Source organism: Pantoea rwandensis (genome assembly GCF_002095475.1).
Lineage (GTDB): Bacteria > Pseudomonadota > Gammaproteobacteria > Enterobacterales > Enterobacteriaceae > Pantoea > Pantoea rwandensis.
In genome coordinates this window covers 1-16,710 of the sequence record NZ_MLFR01000053.1, presented here as the reverse complement: position 1 = coordinate 16,710, position 16,710 = coordinate 1, and the positions used below count along the sequence as shown (strand labels likewise).

16 protein-coding genes are annotated in these 16,710 nt (G+C 54.2%); 10 read left to right on the top strand and 6 right to left on the bottom strand.

Going from position 1 to position 16,710, the window contains the following annotated elements; all coding sequences use genetic code 11:
• Positions 1-1,451 (bottom strand): transglycosylase domain-containing protein (locus tag HA51_RS26430; RefSeq protein WP_211282990.1); only part of this gene is annotated, 1,451 nt, incomplete at its 3' end.
• Positions 1,452-1,549: 98 nt separating this feature from the next.
• Complete coding sequence (gene hrpB / locus HA51_RS26425; protein WP_084938391.1) at positions 1,550-4,021, bottom strand: ATP-dependent helicase HrpB; 2,472 nt, start codon at positions 4,019-4,021, stop codon at positions 1,550-1,552.
• Positions 4,022-4,046: 25 nt separating this feature from the next.
• Between hrpB and thpR the strand changes: the two genes are divergently transcribed.
• From thpR to panD, 9 genes are all read left to right on the top strand, one after another.
• Positions 4,047-4,586 (top strand): RNA 2',3'-cyclic phosphodiesterase, encoded by a 540-nt coding sequence (gene thpR, locus HA51_RS26420; RefSeq protein WP_084938390.1) that lies wholly within the window; start codon positions 4,047-4,049, stop codon positions 4,584-4,586.
• Positions 4,587-5,291: a DNA/RNA nuclease SfsA gene (gene sfsA, locus HA51_RS26415; RefSeq protein ID WP_084938389.1), complete on the top strand. Its 705-nt coding sequence runs from the start codon at positions 4,587-4,589 to the stop codon at positions 5,289-5,291.
• 270 nt (positions 5,292-5,561) lie between these two features.
• A complete protein-coding gene (dksA, locus tag HA51_RS26410; protein WP_084938388.1) occupies positions 5,562-6,017 on the top strand; it encodes an RNA polymerase-binding protein DksA in 456 nt (151 codons plus the stop codon).
• 76 nt (positions 6,018-6,093) lie between these two features.
• Complete coding sequence (gene gluQRS / locus HA51_RS26405) at positions 6,094-7,023, top strand: tRNA glutamyl-Q(34) synthetase GluQRS (RefSeq protein WP_084938392.1); 930 nt, start codon at positions 6,094-6,096, stop codon at positions 7,021-7,023.
• 37 nt (positions 7,024-7,060) lie between these two features.
• The gene (gene pcnB / locus HA51_RS26400; RefSeq protein ID WP_211282991.1) at positions 7,061-8,476 is read left to right on the top strand and encodes a polynucleotide adenylyltransferase PcnB; all 1,416 of its coding nucleotides are present in this window, start codon (positions 7,061-7,063) and stop codon (positions 8,474-8,476) included.
• Entirely contained in the window at positions 8,473-8,958 is a 486-nt protein-coding gene (gene folK, locus HA51_RS26395) for a 2-amino-4-hydroxy-6-hydroxymethyldihydropteridine diphosphokinase (RefSeq protein WP_084938386.1), read from the top strand. The genes pcnB and folK overlap by 4 nt, the downstream gene beginning before the upstream one ends.
• A gap of 82 nt (positions 8,959-9,040) precedes the next feature.
• A complete protein-coding gene (panB, locus tag HA51_RS26390; RefSeq protein ID WP_084938385.1) occupies positions 9,041-9,835 on the top strand; it encodes a 3-methyl-2-oxobutanoate hydroxymethyltransferase in 795 nt (264 codons plus the stop codon).
• A 15-nt stretch (positions 9,836-9,850) separates the two neighbouring features.
• Positions 9,851-10,705 carry a pantoate--beta-alanine ligase gene (gene panC, locus HA51_RS26385; RefSeq protein WP_084938384.1) on the top strand — a complete coding sequence of 285 codons (855 nt, stop codon included), beginning with the start codon at positions 9,851-9,853 and terminating at the stop codon, positions 10,703-10,705.
• 40 nt (positions 10,706-10,745) lie between these two features.
• Positions 10,746-11,126 carry an aspartate 1-decarboxylase gene (gene panD / locus HA51_RS26380; protein WP_034829560.1) on the top strand — a complete coding sequence of 127 codons (381 nt, stop codon included), beginning with the start codon at positions 10,746-10,748 and terminating at the stop codon, positions 11,124-11,126.
• Between the two features lie 44 nt (positions 11,127-11,170).
• On the opposite strand, the gene HA51_RS26375 is transcribed toward panD, so the two are convergent.
• The 4 genes from HA51_RS26375 to hpt form a co-directional block, all read right to left on the bottom strand.
• Positions 11,171-12,184 carry an acyltransferase family protein gene (locus HA51_RS26375; RefSeq protein WP_084938383.1) on the bottom strand — a complete coding sequence of 338 codons (1,014 nt, stop codon included), beginning with the start codon at positions 12,182-12,184 and terminating at the stop codon, positions 11,171-11,173.
• Between the two features lie 404 nt (positions 12,185-12,588).
• A complete protein-coding gene (locus HA51_RS26370) occupies positions 12,589-13,359 on the bottom strand; it encodes an ABC transporter permease (RefSeq protein WP_084938382.1) in 771 nt (256 codons plus the stop codon).
• Positions 13,356-14,279, bottom strand: coding sequence for an ABC transporter ATP-binding protein (locus tag HA51_RS26365; protein WP_084938381.1), 924 nt, complete (start codon positions 14,277-14,279; stop codon positions 13,356-13,358). Before HA51_RS26365 ends, HA51_RS26370 begins: the two co-directional genes overlap by 4 nt.
• A 234-nt stretch (positions 14,280-14,513) precedes the next feature.
• Positions 14,514-15,050: a hypoxanthine phosphoribosyltransferase gene (gene hpt / locus HA51_RS26360; RefSeq protein WP_084938380.1), complete on the bottom strand. Its 537-nt coding sequence runs from the start codon at positions 15,048-15,050 to the stop codon at positions 14,514-14,516.
• A 167-nt stretch (positions 15,051-15,217) separates the two neighbouring features.
• On the opposite strand from hpt, the gene HA51_RS26355 reads away from it, so the two are divergent.
• Entirely contained in the window at positions 15,218-16,510 is a 1,293-nt protein-coding gene (locus HA51_RS26355; protein WP_084938379.1) for a cystathionine gamma-synthase family protein, read from the top strand.
• Positions 16,511-16,710 lie beyond the last annotated feature (200 nt).

Genomic DNA, 16,710 nt, shown 5'->3' with positions numbered 1-16,710 from the left:
CTAAAGCGATCGACCACCACCATAGCAGTTTCCAGATCCTTCAGGCCGCGCTGTTTTTTCAACGCTGGAATGCCATCTTCCACCGCTTTTTCAGCCGCATCCTGCGAGATCGGATCGAGCGTGGTGAAGATCTTCACGCCGGACATATCTTTGACTTTATCGCCCAGCTTGGCCTGCAGTTCGTTACGCACCATCTGCATAAACGCAGGCTGAGGCGTAATCACCCCACCTTTCGGCTGCACACCCAGCGGGCGCGCAGAGAGCATGTCGTACAGCTCCTGATCGATCACGTTCTGCTGTTGCAGCAAACGTAGCACCAGGTTGCGGCGCTCCAGAGCCAGTTTCGGGTTGCGCCACGGGTTATACAGCGAAGCGCCTTTCACCATGCCGACCAGCATCGCCTGCTGGTCGAGGCTCAGCTCATCAACGGGACGACCGAAGTAATACAAACTCGCCAGCGGGAAGCCACGGATCTGATCGTTGCCCGCCTGACCGAGGTAAACCTCGTTGAGGTACAGCTCAAGGATGCGATCTTTGCTGTAGCGCGCATCCATGATCACCGCCATGTAAGCTTCACGCGCTTTACGCCACAGTGAACGCTCGTTGGTCAGGAACAGGTTTTTCACCAGCTGCTGCGTCAAGGTACTGCCGCCCTGCACCGCTTTACCTGCCGTGATGTTGGCAAGGAATGCACGACCAATCGAGTACGGACTGATGCCGTCATGCTCATAGAAGTGACGGTCTTCGGTGGCGATCAGCGTGCTGACCAGCAGGTCCGGGAAGCCCGCGCGCGGCACGAACAGACGCTGCTCGCCATTAGGCGACTGCAGCATGGTGATCAAACGTGGATCGAGGCGGAAGAAGCCAAAATCACGGCCGGTATCAAGGTTTTTGATCTCGCTCAGCTCGTTATTACTGAACGTCAGGCGAGCGTTAATCTGCCCCTCTTTGCTGTCCGGGAAATCAAATGGACGGCGCAACAGGTCGATGGTGTTGCCCTTAACGCTAAACTCACCCGGACGCGTAATGCGCGACACTTCGCGATATTGCGTACCTTCCAGCAGCGCAATCATCTCTTTTTTGTCGTATGACATGCCCGGTTCGAGGCTCACCATGCGGCCATAAACGGCTGCAGGCAGTTGCCACACTTTACCGTCGATGCGGCTGCGGATTTCGGAGTCGAGATAGATGCCCCAGGCAACCATCACTACAACAAAGACCAGGAAGAGCTTGATCAACCAGCCTAACCAACGACGTTTGCCGCGTGGCGGACGTTTTCCTTTACCTTTACCTCTTGGTGGCACCGGCGTGCTCTCCTCATCATCTTCGTCAAAATCGTCCTGATCGATATCATCATCAAGTTCCCTACGGCGACCCCGACGTGCAGTGCTGCGCGGCGGCTTTGGCGCTTTTCCTTTGCGCCCAATAGGTTCGCGATCATTCCCAGACATGCTTTTATTCTCCAGGCATAGCTACGGCTGCGGCCGCTACTCTAACTGCTTTCTCGTGCTGCGCATGGCAGAACCCTCTGAATTCGATCCACAGAGTGTCACGATGAAAATTTCTTGGTGCGCCTTGTCGGTAAGGCGTTTGCCGGATCGTCGGGCCAGGGATGTTTGGGATAGCGCCCTTTCATCTCTTTCTGCACCTCAGGATAGGCACCACGCCAGAACGCCGCGAGATCGCGGGTGATCTGCAACGGACGTTGTGCCGGTGAAAGCAATTCAAGTACCAACGGAACACGGCCTTCGGCCACCGGGGGGTTTTGTGCCTCACCAAACATCTCCTGAATACGCACTGCCAGCGCCGGGGGCTTATCCACTGCATAGCGGATCGGCAGACGACTTCCGGTCGGCACAGTGTAATGAGTTGGCAGCACAGTATCCAGCCGCTGACGTTGTGACCATGTCAGCAAATGTAATAATGCGCTGACAACACTTACGCCCTGCAGCCCCTTGAGATCGCGCACGCTGCCCATTTCGGGCAACAGCCAATGTTCCAGCGAATCGAGCAGGCTTTCGTCGTCCAAGCGCGGCCACGCCTCTTCCGGCAGCCACTCGGCAGCACAGTGCAAACGCAAACGCAGCTGTTCTGCTTCAGGCGTCCAGCCGAGTACGGCGAGGCCTTTCTCGCGGATCCAGCGCAGCATTGCCGGATGTAAAATATCTGGTTCCGGGCGCGCCTGCGGCTGTGCTTTTAGGACCAGCGCACCTACCATTTCACGTTTCCAGGCACGCAAGGTGCCCTTCTCTTCATCCCACTCAACATCAATGCGCTGCGTAACCAGCTCTGGACATTGCTGACGTAAGGTCGCGATCTCCACGGGCAAGGCCATCAGAATACGCGCATCGGCGGCACTGGCACCTTGTAACAGCGTGGGCGCAATCAGCCATTCGTTACGGCTTAAACCATCCTGTTCATCCAGCATCGCGCCAATGCCGTTGGCCAGCTGATAGCGCGCGCTCTCACCACGACGCAGCGCAAGGCGATCGGCAAAGCCTGCCGCCAGCAAACCGGGGAAAAGGTCAGGATTGGCTTTACCGCCGCGGGTGTTCAATCTTTGCTGCCACTGGCGTGCACGGCGCAGCCAGTGTGGTTGCGGCCGATTGAGTGCATCACGCAAATCGGCGCTGCCACTGCGCGGTGGATCTTCCAGAATTGCCACCAATAGCGCGGCACTGGCGATAGCATCATTGTCTTGGGCCGCACACAGGATGGCGGTTAAACGCGGGTCGCTGCCAAGCGCGGCCATCTTGCGCCCTCGCGCGTTCAGCCTGTTATCTTCCAGCGCACCTAAACGCAGGAGTAACTCATTGGCCGCGCGTAAGCTGCGCGCAGGAGGCGCATCTAGCCAGCTGAGCTGTGAGGCATCATGGCAGCCCCACTGCAGCAGATCGATTTGCAGCGATGAGAGATCGCTGTTGAGTATCTCTGGTTCACTTTGTGAGGCAGCGCGCGCGGCCTGCTCCTGCGGCAACAAATGCAGGCAGATACCCGGCTCAAGTCGGCCGGCTCGTCCGGCGCGCTGGGTCATTGAAGCCTGGCTGATACGCTGAGTTTGCAGCCTCGTCACGCCGCTGCGCGCATCAAACTGCGCTGAGCGCTCAAGCGCGCTATCCACCACTAACCGAATGCCCTCAATGGTTAAACTGGTTTCAGCAATGTTGGTCGCCAGGACGACTTTGCGACGCCCTTCAGGTGCAGGCAAAATGGCACGGCGTTGCGCATCCAGTGATAGCGCGCCATATAAAGGAGAGAGATCGACGTCCTCACTCACCCGAGATTCAAGCTCACGCTTTACGCGTTCAATTTCTGCTACGCCAGGCAAAAACAGCAGCAGCGAACCTGACTCCTCGCGCAGCAGCTGCACCACTTCTCGCGCTACCGCTTCTTCAAAGCGCTGCTGTTGGTTCAGCGAGGCATAACGCCGTATCACCGGAAAACTGCGCCCTTCAGAAGCGATAAACGGGGCCTCAGGCAGTAACTGTCGCAGGCGGTCATTATCCAGCGTTGCCGACATCAACAGGATTTTCAGATCGTCACGCAAACCCTGCTGAACATCCAGTAGGAGTGCCAGGGCCAGGTCAGCCTGTAAGCTGCGTTCATGGAATTCATCGAGGATCACCAGTGAAATACCTTCAAGCATCGGATCGCGCTGCAACATACGCGTGAGAATGCCCTCCGTGACGACCTCAAGCCTTGTGGCGGGTCCGCAGCAATTTTCACCACGCATGCGATAGCCCACCGTGCCGCCCGGCTGTTCACCCAGCAGTTCTGCCAGCCGCTGCGCCACGTTACGCGCAGCCAGTCGACGCGGCTCCAGCATAATAATACGGCCCGGCAGCTGCGCCTTGTTTAGCAGTTGTAATGGCAACCAGGTGGACTTACCTGCGCCGGTCGGTGCCGCCAGCAACACCTGCGGTGACTGTGCCAGCGCATCCAGCAAGGCTGGCAGCACCTCGCTTACCGGTAATTCACTCACGCTCAACTCCCACTCCGCCTGTGCTAAGATGCCGCGCATTGTAGCATCCAACGGCAACTCCATCATGGCCACGCAACGTCTGTTTTTTGCGCTCGAACTGCCCGATCCACTCCAGCAACAACTGGTGCGGTGGCGTGCGGAAAATTTCGCCGAGGATGACGGAAAACCTGTGGCGGCCGCCAATCTGCACCTAACGCTGGCGTTTCTCGGCGAGGTCAGTAGCGAGACCTCACAGAAATTACAGCAGCTGGCCGCGCGTATCGTTCAGCCTGGTTTCACACTCGACCTGGATGACGCCGGACACTGGCCACGCCCTGGTGTGGTGTGGCTCGGCTGTCAGCGTGCACCACGTGGTTTATTGCAGTTAGCAAGTTTGCTGCGTGCCCAAGCGGCACGTCACGGATGTGCGCAGAGTGCGCAGCCTTTTCATCCGCATATCACCTTATTGCGAAATGCCACGCAAAAAGTGGCCCTGCCTGCACGCGGCTTTCACTGGCACCTTGAGGTGAGTCACTTCGCGCTGTTTTCCTCGACCTTTACCCAAGGCCGTACGCGTTATCGGCGGCTGGCCCGCTGGCCACTGTTATCTTCCGCAGGAGTATAAATGCAGTTTGATCCGCCACTGAAACCCGCCCGACTGATTGCCCGTTACAAGCGTTTTCTCGCCGATGTGGTGACGCCGGAAGGTGAAACCATGACGATTCACTGTGCTAACACGGGTGCCATGACAGGCTGCGCGACACCGGGCGATACCGTCTGGTACTCAACATCAAATAGTGCAACACGTAAGTATCCGCACAGCTGGGAGCTCACCGAGACCCAACAAGGCCACTGGATCTGCGTCAATACCCTGCGCGCCAATCAACTGGTACGCGAGGCTTTAGCCCAAGACGCGATTCCAGAATTATCCGCTTACAGCCACTGCCAGCCCGAAGTGAAATACGGCACGGAAAAAAGCCGAATTGACTTCCTGCTGCAAGCGGAGGGGAGATCAAACTGCTATATTGAAGTCAAGTCCGTCACCCTTTTACAGCAGGGTAAAGGCTACTTTCCGGATGCGGTGACGACTCGAGGACAGAAGCATCTGCGCGAACTCAGCACTATCGTGGCAGAAGGTCATCGAGCCGTCTTATTGTTTGCGGTTCTGCACTCGGGGATTGAGGACGTCGCCCCGGCTCGCCATATCGATGCACATTACGCAGAACTACTGGAACAGGCAAAGCGCTGCGGTGTCGAAGTGTTAGCGTACCAGGCTCAACTGTCATCTGCTCAAATGTTACTCACTCGTTCAATTGAGGTATCAATTTAAACAGAGTTGTAATATTTATAACAATTAGCTGTGATAGGAATGTTCTGGGCGGTGCGCTGAATACCCGGTTATTCAGAGGCTTGTCAAGGTGTGAACAGGATTAATTGCTAACCTTGACGGCTTCTGTTATTTATAGCGGCCTGTTTTTTTCCCTGATGGGAATCGATAAACCCTAAATCGTTCAAGTTGCAGGCAGCAAATCAAAGAACGCAGCCATTAACAAGCCGCTTGAAACATGGTGGGTAGTGCGTGTTATCCAGGAGAAGCAACATGCAAGAAGGGCAAAACCGTAAAACATCGTCCCTGAGTATCCTCGCCATTGCTGGTGTGGAGCCGTATCAGGTGAAACCGGGCGAAGAGTATATGAACGACGCCCAACTGGTCCATTTCCGCAAGATTCTGGAAGCCTGGCGCAACCAACTTCGGGATGAAGTAGACCGCACTGTGTCGCACATGCAGGACGAAGCTGCTAACTTCCCGGACCCGGTTGACCGTGCCGCACAGGAAGAAGAGTTCAGCCTGGAATTACGTAACCGCGATCGTGAGCGTAAACTGATCAAAAAGATCGAGAAAACGCTGAAGAAAGTGGATGACGACGATTTCGGCTACTGCGACTCTTGTGGTGTAGAAATTGGTATTCGTCGCCTCGAAGCGCGTCCAACCGCCGATCTCTGCATTGACTGCAAAACATTGGCTGAAATCCGCGAGAAGCAGATGGCAGGCTAATGGCCGTGAGCAGACTGTCACCGCATTGCCGGGGAAACCACTGTTTTCCCGACGTGCGGTGCACTTCGAGATGAACATTTCAACTTCCTCCTGCGTTGGGCGTTTCGCTCCCTCTCCTTCTGGTGATCTGCATTTTGGTTCGCTCATAGCCGCACTCGGCAGCTATTTGAGCGCACGTGCGCAACAAGGCCGTTGGCTGGTGCGTATTGAAGATATCGATCCGCCACGTGAAGTCGCAGGGGCCGCAACGCGCATTTTAACGCAGCTGGAGCAGTACGGCCTGCAGTGGGATGGCGAAGTGTTGTGGCAATCGCAGCGGCATGACGCCTACCGCGAAGCGTTGGACTGGTTGCAGCAACATCGTCAAAGCTACTTCTGTACCTGCACACGCAGCCGCATTCATCAGCTCGGTGGCTGTTACGATGGGCACTGCCGGGCCCTTCATCTTTCTGCTGACAATGCTGCGCTCCGCTTACGCCAGCATGCTCCCGTATTTGGCTTTGACGATCGTCTGCGCGGTTATCTCGCGGCTGACACAGAGTTGGCACAGGAAGATTTTATTATTCATCGCCGAGATGGGTTGTTTGCCTATAACCTGGCGGTGGTGGTCGATGACCACGATCAGGGCGTGACAGAAATCGTACGCGGCGCAGATTTGATTGAGCCCACAGTACGTCAGATTGCGCTCTACCAGCAGTTCGGTTGGACTGTTCCCGGCTATCTGCATCTGCCGCTGGCGATCAATCCTGACGGCAATAAGTTATCGAAGCAGAATCACGCGCCAGCCTTACCGGCGGGCGATGCAAGGCCATTACTCGTGCAAGCGCTACGCTTTCTTGGTCAGCCCATTATTGAATGCTGGCAAGATGCGTCGCTGACAGCGCTGCTGCAGCATGCGGTGGAACAATGGAGTATCCATCTGATCCCGCAGCAGAACGCGCTTATACCGGATGAAGCGACATCGCCATTCCTAAATGGTTCGCAACAGGCTATGATTAGCCGCTGATTTATTAACACCCTTTTTCTCACTGTCGAGGTGTCCCATTTTTACCCGAGTCGCTAATTTTTGCCGGAGAGTCCTCAAGCGTGACGAGGAGGCGCCTGAAGAGGTGGAAACTGAAAGTCTATCAATGACCGTGATTCCCCGTGAAAGCCACAACATCTCACGCAAAGATATCAGCGAAAATGCCCTTAAAGTGCTGTATCGCCTGAATAAAGCCGGTTTCGAAGCTTACCTGGTTGGCGGTGGTGTGCGCGATTTACTGCTGGGTAAAAAGCCGAAAGACTTCGATATCACCACCAACGCTACGCCTGAGCAGATGCGCAAGTTGTTCCGCAACTGCCGGCTGGTTGGTCGTCGTTTCCGCTTAGCGCACGTGATGTTCGGTCCGGAAGTGATCGAAGTCGCCACCTTCCGCGGTCACCATCAGGAAGAAAGCGAAGACGATCGCAACAGTTCCCAACGTGGCCAGAATGGCATGCTGCTGCGTGATAATATTTTTGGCAGCATCGAAGATGACGCACAGCGCCGCGATCTCACCATCAATAGTCTTTACTACAGCGTGGCGGATTTCTCGGTCCGTGATTACGTCGGTGGCTTACAGGACCTTGAAGACGGTGTGATTCGCTTGATTGGCGACCCGGAAACACGTTATCGCGAAGACCCGGTGCGTATGCTGCGCGTCGTGCGTTTTGCTGCCAAGCTGGAGATGCGCATTGCCGCTGAAACCGCCGAACCGATTCCACGCCTGGCAACGCTGCTGAATGACATTCCGCCTGCTCGCTTGTTTGAAGAATCCCTCAAGCTGCTGCAAGCCGGTTACGGCTTCCGTACCTATCAGATGATGCGAGAGTATCAACTCTTTCAGCCGCTGTTCCCTATCCTGACGCGTGGCTTCACTGCCGAGAGCGACAGTTTGATGGAGAAGATGCTGGCGCAAGTGCTGAAGAATACTGACAGCCGTATTCAAAACGATATGCGCGTCAATCCGGCCTTCCTGTTTGCCGCGATGTTCTGGTATCCGCAGCTTGAGTCTGCTCAACGCATCGCGCAGGAAAGTGGACTGACCTACTACGATGCTTTTGCGTTATCCATGAATGAAACGCTGGATGAAGCCTGCCGCGCGTTGGCCATTCCTAAGCGTATCACTACTCTGATTCGCGATATCTGGCAGTTGCAGTTGCGCATGTCACGTCGACATGGCAAACGTGCATGGAAGCTGATGGAGCACCCTAAATTCCGTGCCGCTTATGATCTGCTGGCGCTGCGCGCTGACGTAGAAAACAATCGCGAACTGCAAAGCCTGACCCACTGGTGGGGCGAGTTCCAGGCTGCGGCTCCGGTCGAGCAGAAAACCATGATGAACACGCTGGGCGACGATCCGGTGCCACGCCGTAAACCTCGCCGTCCGCGCCGCCGTCCGACTGGCCCGCGTCGCGACACGAATAGTGCATCATGATTCGCGTCTATCTCGCGCTAGGCAGTAATCTGGCCGATCCGCTGCATCAGGTTGATGCAGCGCTCGCCGCGCTCGATGCGATTCCGCAAACATCGCGCGTGGCGACCTCTTCACTGTATCGTACGCCACCTTACGGCCCACCCGATCAACCTGACTATCTGAATGCCGTGGTGGCACTGGATACCACGCTCGAAGCCGAAACGCTGCTGGATCATACCCAGCGTATTGAGCTGGAGCACGGGCGAGTACGCAAAGCGGAACGTTGGGGACCTCGCACACTTGATCTCGATATCATGCTGTATGGGCTACAGACGATTCACACCCCGCGCCTCACCGTCCCGCATTACGATATGCATAACCGTGCTTTTATGTTGGTTCCGCTGTTAGAGATCGCCCCTGCTTTGCGTATGCCAAATGGTCAGCCATTGGCGGGTATTCTTGCGACCCTCGACCAAAGCGCCATCAGTTTGTGGTCTGAATAGCCTGCAATAATCGCACAGGTGTCGTATCACCTTCCCTGTCAATCCAGTACACTGCGCGCATCTGAAAACGCTGGAGAGCGCGATGAAACCGACAACTATCTCCCATTTACGCCAGTTGAAAGCCAGTGGTCGCAAATTTGCTACCCTGACAGCTTACGATTTCAGCTTTGCCCGTCTGTTTGCCAATGAAGGCATCCAGGTGATGCTGATTGGCGACTCTCTTGGCATGACCGTACAAGGCCATGAATCGACTCTTCCCGTCACCGTAGCGGATATTGCTTACCATACTGCCGCCGTGCGTCGTGGTGCACCGCTGGCGCTGGTGATGGCTGACCTGCCATTTATGAGTTACGCCACCCCACAGCAAACCTTTGATAACGCTGCACAGCTGATGCGTGCCGGTGCCAACATGGTGAAGCTGGAAGGCGGCGAATGGCTGGCAGACACCGTGCGGATGCTGACTGAACGTGCAGTACCTGTCTGTGGTCACCTTGGCTTAACGCCGCAATCGGTAAATATCTTCGGTGGCTACAAAGTCCAAGGCCGCGATGAAGCGGGCGCAGAACGTCTGCTGGCGGATGCGCTGGCGTTGGAAGCGGCAGGCGCACAGCTGATGGTACTGGAGTGTGTCCCCGTGGCGCTTGCCGCACGAGTGACCCAAGCCCTGAGCATTCCGGTGATTGGCATTGGCGCCGGAAACGTAACGGATGGACAGATTCTGGTGATGCACGATGCTTTCGGCATCACCGGCGGTCACATCCCGAAATTTGCCAAAAATTTCCTCGCGGAAACCGGCGACATTCGCGCAGCCATTCGCCAATATATTGCCGACGTTGAAGCGGGCATCTACCCTGCCGCCGAACACAGTTTCCAGTAAATCAGGAGATTTGCAGTGCTGATTATTGAATCCTTGCCGATGTTACGTCGTGAAATTCGTCGCTGGCGACAAGAAGGCAAACGCATCGCGTTGGTGCCCACCATGGGTAACCTGCATGATGGACACCTCACGCTGGTTGACGAAGCACGTGAGCGTGCGGATATCGTGGTGGTGTCGATTTTCGTTAATCCGATGCAGTTTGAACATGCTGATGACCTGGCACGTTATCCTCGCACCCTGCAGGATGATTGTGAAAAACTCAATCGCCACAGCGTCGACCTGGTGTTTGCGCCAGCCCCTGCCGATGTTTACCCGAAAGGGCTGGACAGCCAAACCTTCGTTGAAGTACCGGGTCTCTCTTCGCTGCTGGAAGGCGCCAGTCGTCCTGGCCATTTCCGTGGCGTATCCACCATTGTGAGCAAGCTGTTCAACCTGGTGCAGCCTGATATCGCCTGTTTCGGCGAGAAGGATTTCCAGCAGCTGGCGATTATCCGCAAGATGGTGGCCGACATGGGCTTCGATATTGAGATCGTCGGCGTGCCTACCGTACGTGCCAAAGATGGTCTCGCTTTGAGTTCACGCAACGGCTATCTCACCAGTGAGGAACGCAGTATCGCGGCTGGCCTCAGCCAGGTGATGAACAGCATGGCGGAGCGCCTGAGCAATGGCGAGCGCCATGTGGAAGAGATTATCGAAAGCGCCGAACTTGCCTTGCGCGAGAAAGGGTTTCGTCCCGATGGATTGGCTATTTGCGATGCCGATAACCTACAGCCACTCACGGTTGATAGCCAGCGAGCAGTGATTCTGATGGCTGCCTGGCTGGGTAAAGCGCGCCTGATTGATAATCAACAAGTGGATCTGATGGAGTAATTTCCGTCGTTGTATTGCAGCTTAATGAGGTTGTCCCGTTATGATTCGTACCGTACTTCAGGGCAAATTGCACCGCGTGAAAGTCACTCAGGCAGATTTGCACTATGAGGGTTCCTGCGCCATTGACCAGGATTTTCTCGATGCTTCCGGCATTCTGCAATATGAAGCCATCGACATCTATAACGTCACCAACGGCCAGCGTTTTTCCACCTACGCGATTGCCGCTGAGCGTGGCTCGAAGATAATTTCCGTCAACGGTGCGGCCGCACGCTGCGCCTGCGAGGGCGATATCATGATCATCTGCTCGTATGTGCAGGTTGAAGATGAAGTCGCGCGCAGCTGGCAGCCAAAAGTCGCCTATTTCGAAGGTGACAACGAGATGAAACGCATCGCTAAAGCGCTGCCGGTTCAGGTTGCCTGATCCAATGCGTCGCGGAACCTCTCTACAGAGGTTCCGCTCCTCCCTCACACCGGTTTTACCACCTTCACCCGCGGCTGAGACTTCAGCGTAAACAGGAAGTTAAACCAGCCTCGCTGCCGCAACAGGCAGAGCGTCCAGGGCAGAATCATCGCAGCCGCAAACGCCAGAACAAACAGCAAGTCATATATCCAAAGCGACTGGGTATGCAGTTTGACGATCTTACTGAAGAACTGAATCACCAAATAATGCGACAGGTAAAAGACAATGGAATTCACCCCCACGTAATGTACCAGCCGTGAATTCACTTTCAGTGATATCCAGACGAAAACCGGAATGGACAACAGCGCCAGGGCTGCAAGCAGAACATGTGATGGCGGATGCTCGCCCAGCATATTGAGGCAGACGAAAAGAATCACGCTGGCCAACGAAAGCAGTACCAACAATGAATTCTCTGCCAGCTTGGGCACATCATACTGCTTGCGCACCAACTGATCGCCCACGTAGAAGAATATAAACAGGTTGATGGACTTATTAATATGCGCATTGTCGAAGCTGGCAAACATGCCATCTGCACTAAACTCTGGCAGCAGATAGCTGAGCAGCAAGCACCCAGGAATCACCAACCAAAACGGTAAATATCGCACCACAATAATCGCGAGGAAGAAAAAGAACAGTGAGTGTAAGAACCAGGTAATATCCCCGCCGCCGCTCAGGTGCATCGCGATAACATTCAAGGGTGATTGTGGGTTATTCGCCATTGAGCTGAACAAAATTTTAAGACCACCGTACACCACAACCCACACGATGAACGGATATAAAATGGTCTGGATCTTGTTATTAATAAATGGCCCGAGTCCCTTTCGTAAACCGGCATCAACAAATAAACCAGATACAAAGAACACCAGCCCCAGAAACACCGGTATCAACAAAGGATCCAACACTGAAATCAGCGGTGCAAAGTGTCCAACATTGCCGTTTACCGCAATAACGCAGTGCAGCAGAATAACAACAAGTACACCTATACCTCGTAGATTATCCACCCACGTTATTCGATTCATATTTTACCCTGCCTATCAAAGATAATAATTGTCTACGCCTTGACCGATGAATCGGGGCGCGCTCGTTATACTTACGCTGTAATGGTTAAATCTAAAAATAATAAACAGGGCAATATTCCATTCACTGCAGATTAATGACAAGACTAAAATCCTGCGAAAAACATAACGGATTCTTTACAGCTTATAGATTAAGTGCTTACGATTTCTCCCGTCTTATTTATCAGAAAAAAACCCAAAATATTAATAATCATAATCAAACGTTGTTTTGATATTTTAATGGAATCACTCTGGTACTAATGACTAACGTAATAATCTTAACGAGGAGAGGGAATTGCAGGGCAGGAATAAGGAGAGGGAGATATAAAAAAATGCAGCCTAAGCTGCATTTTTTAAATCAGATTGGCTTAGGTGCGCAATCCGCGCCCACGCTGAATCAGCGTATACACCAGTGCGTAAAACACCACAATGAAGGCAATCAGAACGGATAAAGTGAATACCAATGGCACATCATTAATGCCAAGGAAACCATAGCGGAAGCCACTGATCATATACACCACGGGGTTCAGCTTCGACACCGCCTGCCAGAAGGGGGGCAGCAGCGTCAGCGAGTAAAACACACCACCCAGGTAGGTTAACGGTGTCAGCACAAAAGTGGGAATCAAGCTGATATCGTCAAAGGTACGCGCAAACACCGCATTCAACAGCCCCGCCAGCGAGAACAAAATCGCCGTTAGCAGCAATGTCAGGGCCACCATCGACCAAGAGTGAACGTGGAAAGGCACAAAGAACAGTGAAATCGCTGTCACCAGAATCCCGACACACACGCCACGCGCCACACCACCGCCCACATAACCGGCGATGATAATGTGCGTCGGCACTGGGGCCACCAGCAGTTCTTCAATGTTGCGCTGGAATTTAGCACTAAAGAACGAGGATGCCACGTTAGCGTAAGCGTTGGTGATAACCGCCATCATGATCAAGCCCGGCACGATAAATTGCATGTAGCTGAAGCCGTGCATATCACCGATACGAGAACCAATCAGGTTACCGAAGATAATAAAATAGAGCGTCATGGTGATCACGGGCGGCACCAGCGTCTGAATCCAGATGCGTGCAAAGCGGTTGATCTCCTTAGCCCAGATACTCTTGAGCGCTACCCAGTAAAGATGTGTCATGCTTTTGCTCCTTTTCCCTGGGTCAAGCTGACGAACAGCTCTTCAAGGCGGTTCGCTTTGTTACGCATACTCAGTACCTGCACGCCCTGCGCGCTCAGCTGGCTGAACACGCTATTCAAGCCCTGCTCACGCATCACTTCGACTTCCAGAGTAGAGGTATCAACCAGACGATACTGGAAGCCTTCTAGCTGCGGTAATGGGCTACGCGGCGCGAGATCAAGAATGAAGGTCTCCGATTGCAGCTTCGACAGCAAGCCCTTCATCGAGGTATTTTCCACCAGCTCACCGCTCTGAATAATGCCGATATTACGGCACAGCATTTCGGCTTCTTCCAGGTAGTGCGTGGTGAGAATAATGGTGGTGCCTTTGATGTTGAGATCTTTCAGGAAGGTCCACATGGAGCGACGCAGTTCAATATCGACGCCGGCGGTAGGTTCATCAAGGATCAGCAACTTTGGCTCATGCATCAGTGCGCGAGCAATCATCAGACGGCGTTTCATGCCGCCAGAGAGCATGCGGGCACGCTCGTTGCGTTTTCCCCAAAGATCGAGCTGATTGAGGTATTTTTCAGCGCGCTTGTTGGCTTCCGCACGCTCCACGCCGTAGTAACCAGCCTGATTCACCACGATCTGCATCACGGTTTCAAACGGGTTAAAGTTGAATTCTTGCGGTACCAGCCCGAGCTGGCGTTTAGCATTGACCACGTCCTTTGACAGGTCATAGCCGAACACACGTACGCTGCCACCGGATTTATTGACCAGCGAACTGATAATGCCGATGGTGGTGGATTTGCCCGCGCCATTTGGCCCGAGCAGCGCGTAAAAATCGCCAGCCTCAACATTGAGGTCAAGCTTCTTCAGCGCCTGAACGCCGCCGGGATAGGTTTTAGTGAGCCCGGAAATTTCCAGTGCATAAGTCATTGCGAATCCATACCCTGTTGTAGTGACATCAAAGCCCTATGAAATGATAGTGCGCTCACGCCAAGCATGCGGGGTTATTCAGAGATAACGAGTGAAAAATCAAAGATGAAGCGCCCGCCACACTTTACCACTCTGCAGGTTGCAGGGGAATGCGAGCATAGCCCGTAAGCCATTGACTTGCGGGCTGCGCATCTTATCGCAGGCTGAGGGGATTAGCCTTGGAAGATTGTGCGGTTATTCACCGGTCGGGATAACTTTGCCGATATACGGCAAATGACGATAGCGTTGCGCGTAGTCGATACCGAAGCCCACTACGAACTCGTCAGGGATAGTAAAACCGACGTATTCAACCGTGACTTCCACTTCACGACGCTCTGGTTTATCCAGCAGCGTACAGATCGCCAGAGATTTTGGCTCGCGCAGGCGCAGGATCTCACGCACCTTACTCAAGGTGTTGCCGGAGTCGATGATGTCTTCCACGATCAGCACATCTTTACCGCGAATATCTTCGTCGAGATCTTTAAGGATCTTCACATCGCGGGTGGATGACATGCCGCTACCGTAGCTCGATGCCGTCATAAAATCGACTTCATGGGGAACATCGATCGCGCGACACAGATCGGCCATAAACATAAAGGAACCGCGCAGCAGGCCCACCAATACCATTTCGCTGCCGCTGTTACGGTAATGCTCGCTAATCTGCTTGCCCAGTTCGGCAATACGGGTTGCGATCTCCTGCTCAGAGATCATCACGTCAACGGTGTGTTTCATTGCATTCGCCTGGTTAAGGTTTTTCAGAAAGCCACGAAGTCTATCATAGACGACGCAAGGTCTAACGCGGCGCACAAAACGCAAACGATACCGTGGCAAAATTTATTGCCCTGACCTTAACTACAGGAAACTTCCCCCGCCCTCATACCGGTATCTCTGGAGATCCTATGGCCGCTTCATCCAGTAAAAAAACGCAGATTGGCACGCACGATTTGCATCCGGAAACGCAAATGCTCAACTACGGTTACGATCCGCGGCTATCCGAAGGCGCAGTGAAACCACCGGTTTTTCTCACCTCCACCTTTGTCTTTAACAGCGCTGAAGAGGGGCAGGATTTCTTTGATTTCGTCGCCGGACGTAAACAGCCGCCGGAAGGCAAAAGCGGCGGCCTGGTCTATTCGCGCTTTAACCACCCCAACAGTGAAATCGTTGAAGACAGGCTGGCGATTTACGAGGGTGCCGAGAGCGCAGCGCTATTCTCTTCAGGGATGTCTGCCATTGCCACCACGCTTTTAACTTTCGCCCGTCCCGGCGAAGTCATTTTGCATTCGCAACCCTTGTATGGCGGAACGGAAACGCTGCTCAGTAAAACCCTGCACGATCTGGAAATTAAAGCTGTGGGATTCAGTGATGGCACCGATGAGGACAAAGTGTATGAGGCGGCCAAGCTGGCATGGCAACGCGGGCGTGTCGCGCTGATTTTGATTGAAACCCCCGCCAATCCCACCAACAGTTTGGTCGATATACAGTTGATGAAGCAGGTCGCGGATGTGATCACGCAACAGCAAGGTTCGCGGCCGATTTTAGCCTGCGACAACACCTTGCTCGGTCCGCTGTTTCAGCGGCCTTTGCAGCATGGCGCTGATTTATCCCTCTATTCACTGACCAAATATGTCGGCGGTCACTCTGACTTGATAGCCGGTGCGGTCCTGGGCAGCAAAGCGCTGGTGAGCAAAGTGCGCTCGCTGCGCAGCGCCATTGGTACGCAACTTGATCCGCATTCAAGCTGGATGATTGGCCGTTCGTTAGAAACGCTGTCGTTACGGATGGAGAAAGCCACCAGCAATGCGGAGAAAGTGGCGGCCTTCCTGCGCGAGCACGCTCAGGTTGAGAAACTGCATTGGCTGCCCTATCTCGCTAGCGATAGCGCTGCGGGAGAAACCTACCAACGGCAATGTACCGGAGCGGGATCAACCTTCTCATTTGATATCAGAGGCGGTCAACCGGCAGCGTTTCGTTTTCTCAATGCGCTGGGGTTATTCAAACTGGCTGTAAGCCTCGGTGGTACGGAATCACTCGCCAGCCACCCAGGCAGCACCACCCATTCGGGGGTGCCGCAGGAGGTGCGGCAGCGTATCGGTATCACCGATGCCACCGTGCGCTTGTCGATTGGTATTGAGCATGCCGACGATCTGATTGAGGACATTCGTTTGGCGCTTGAAGCGGCGAAGTCAGCGTGAAGAGTGCTGCTTAATTCCAGGTGCGCATAAATGCGCACCCTACGGAAATCACATCTGTCGCAACACGGTTGCCATAAAAGTATCCGTTGCCGTAGGGGCGCCATGTATGGCAACCGAAACGTGCCCCATAATTCCCTCAGTTGCCGTAGGGGCGCCATGTATGGCGACCGAATCGTGCCCCATAATCCCCTCAGTTGCCG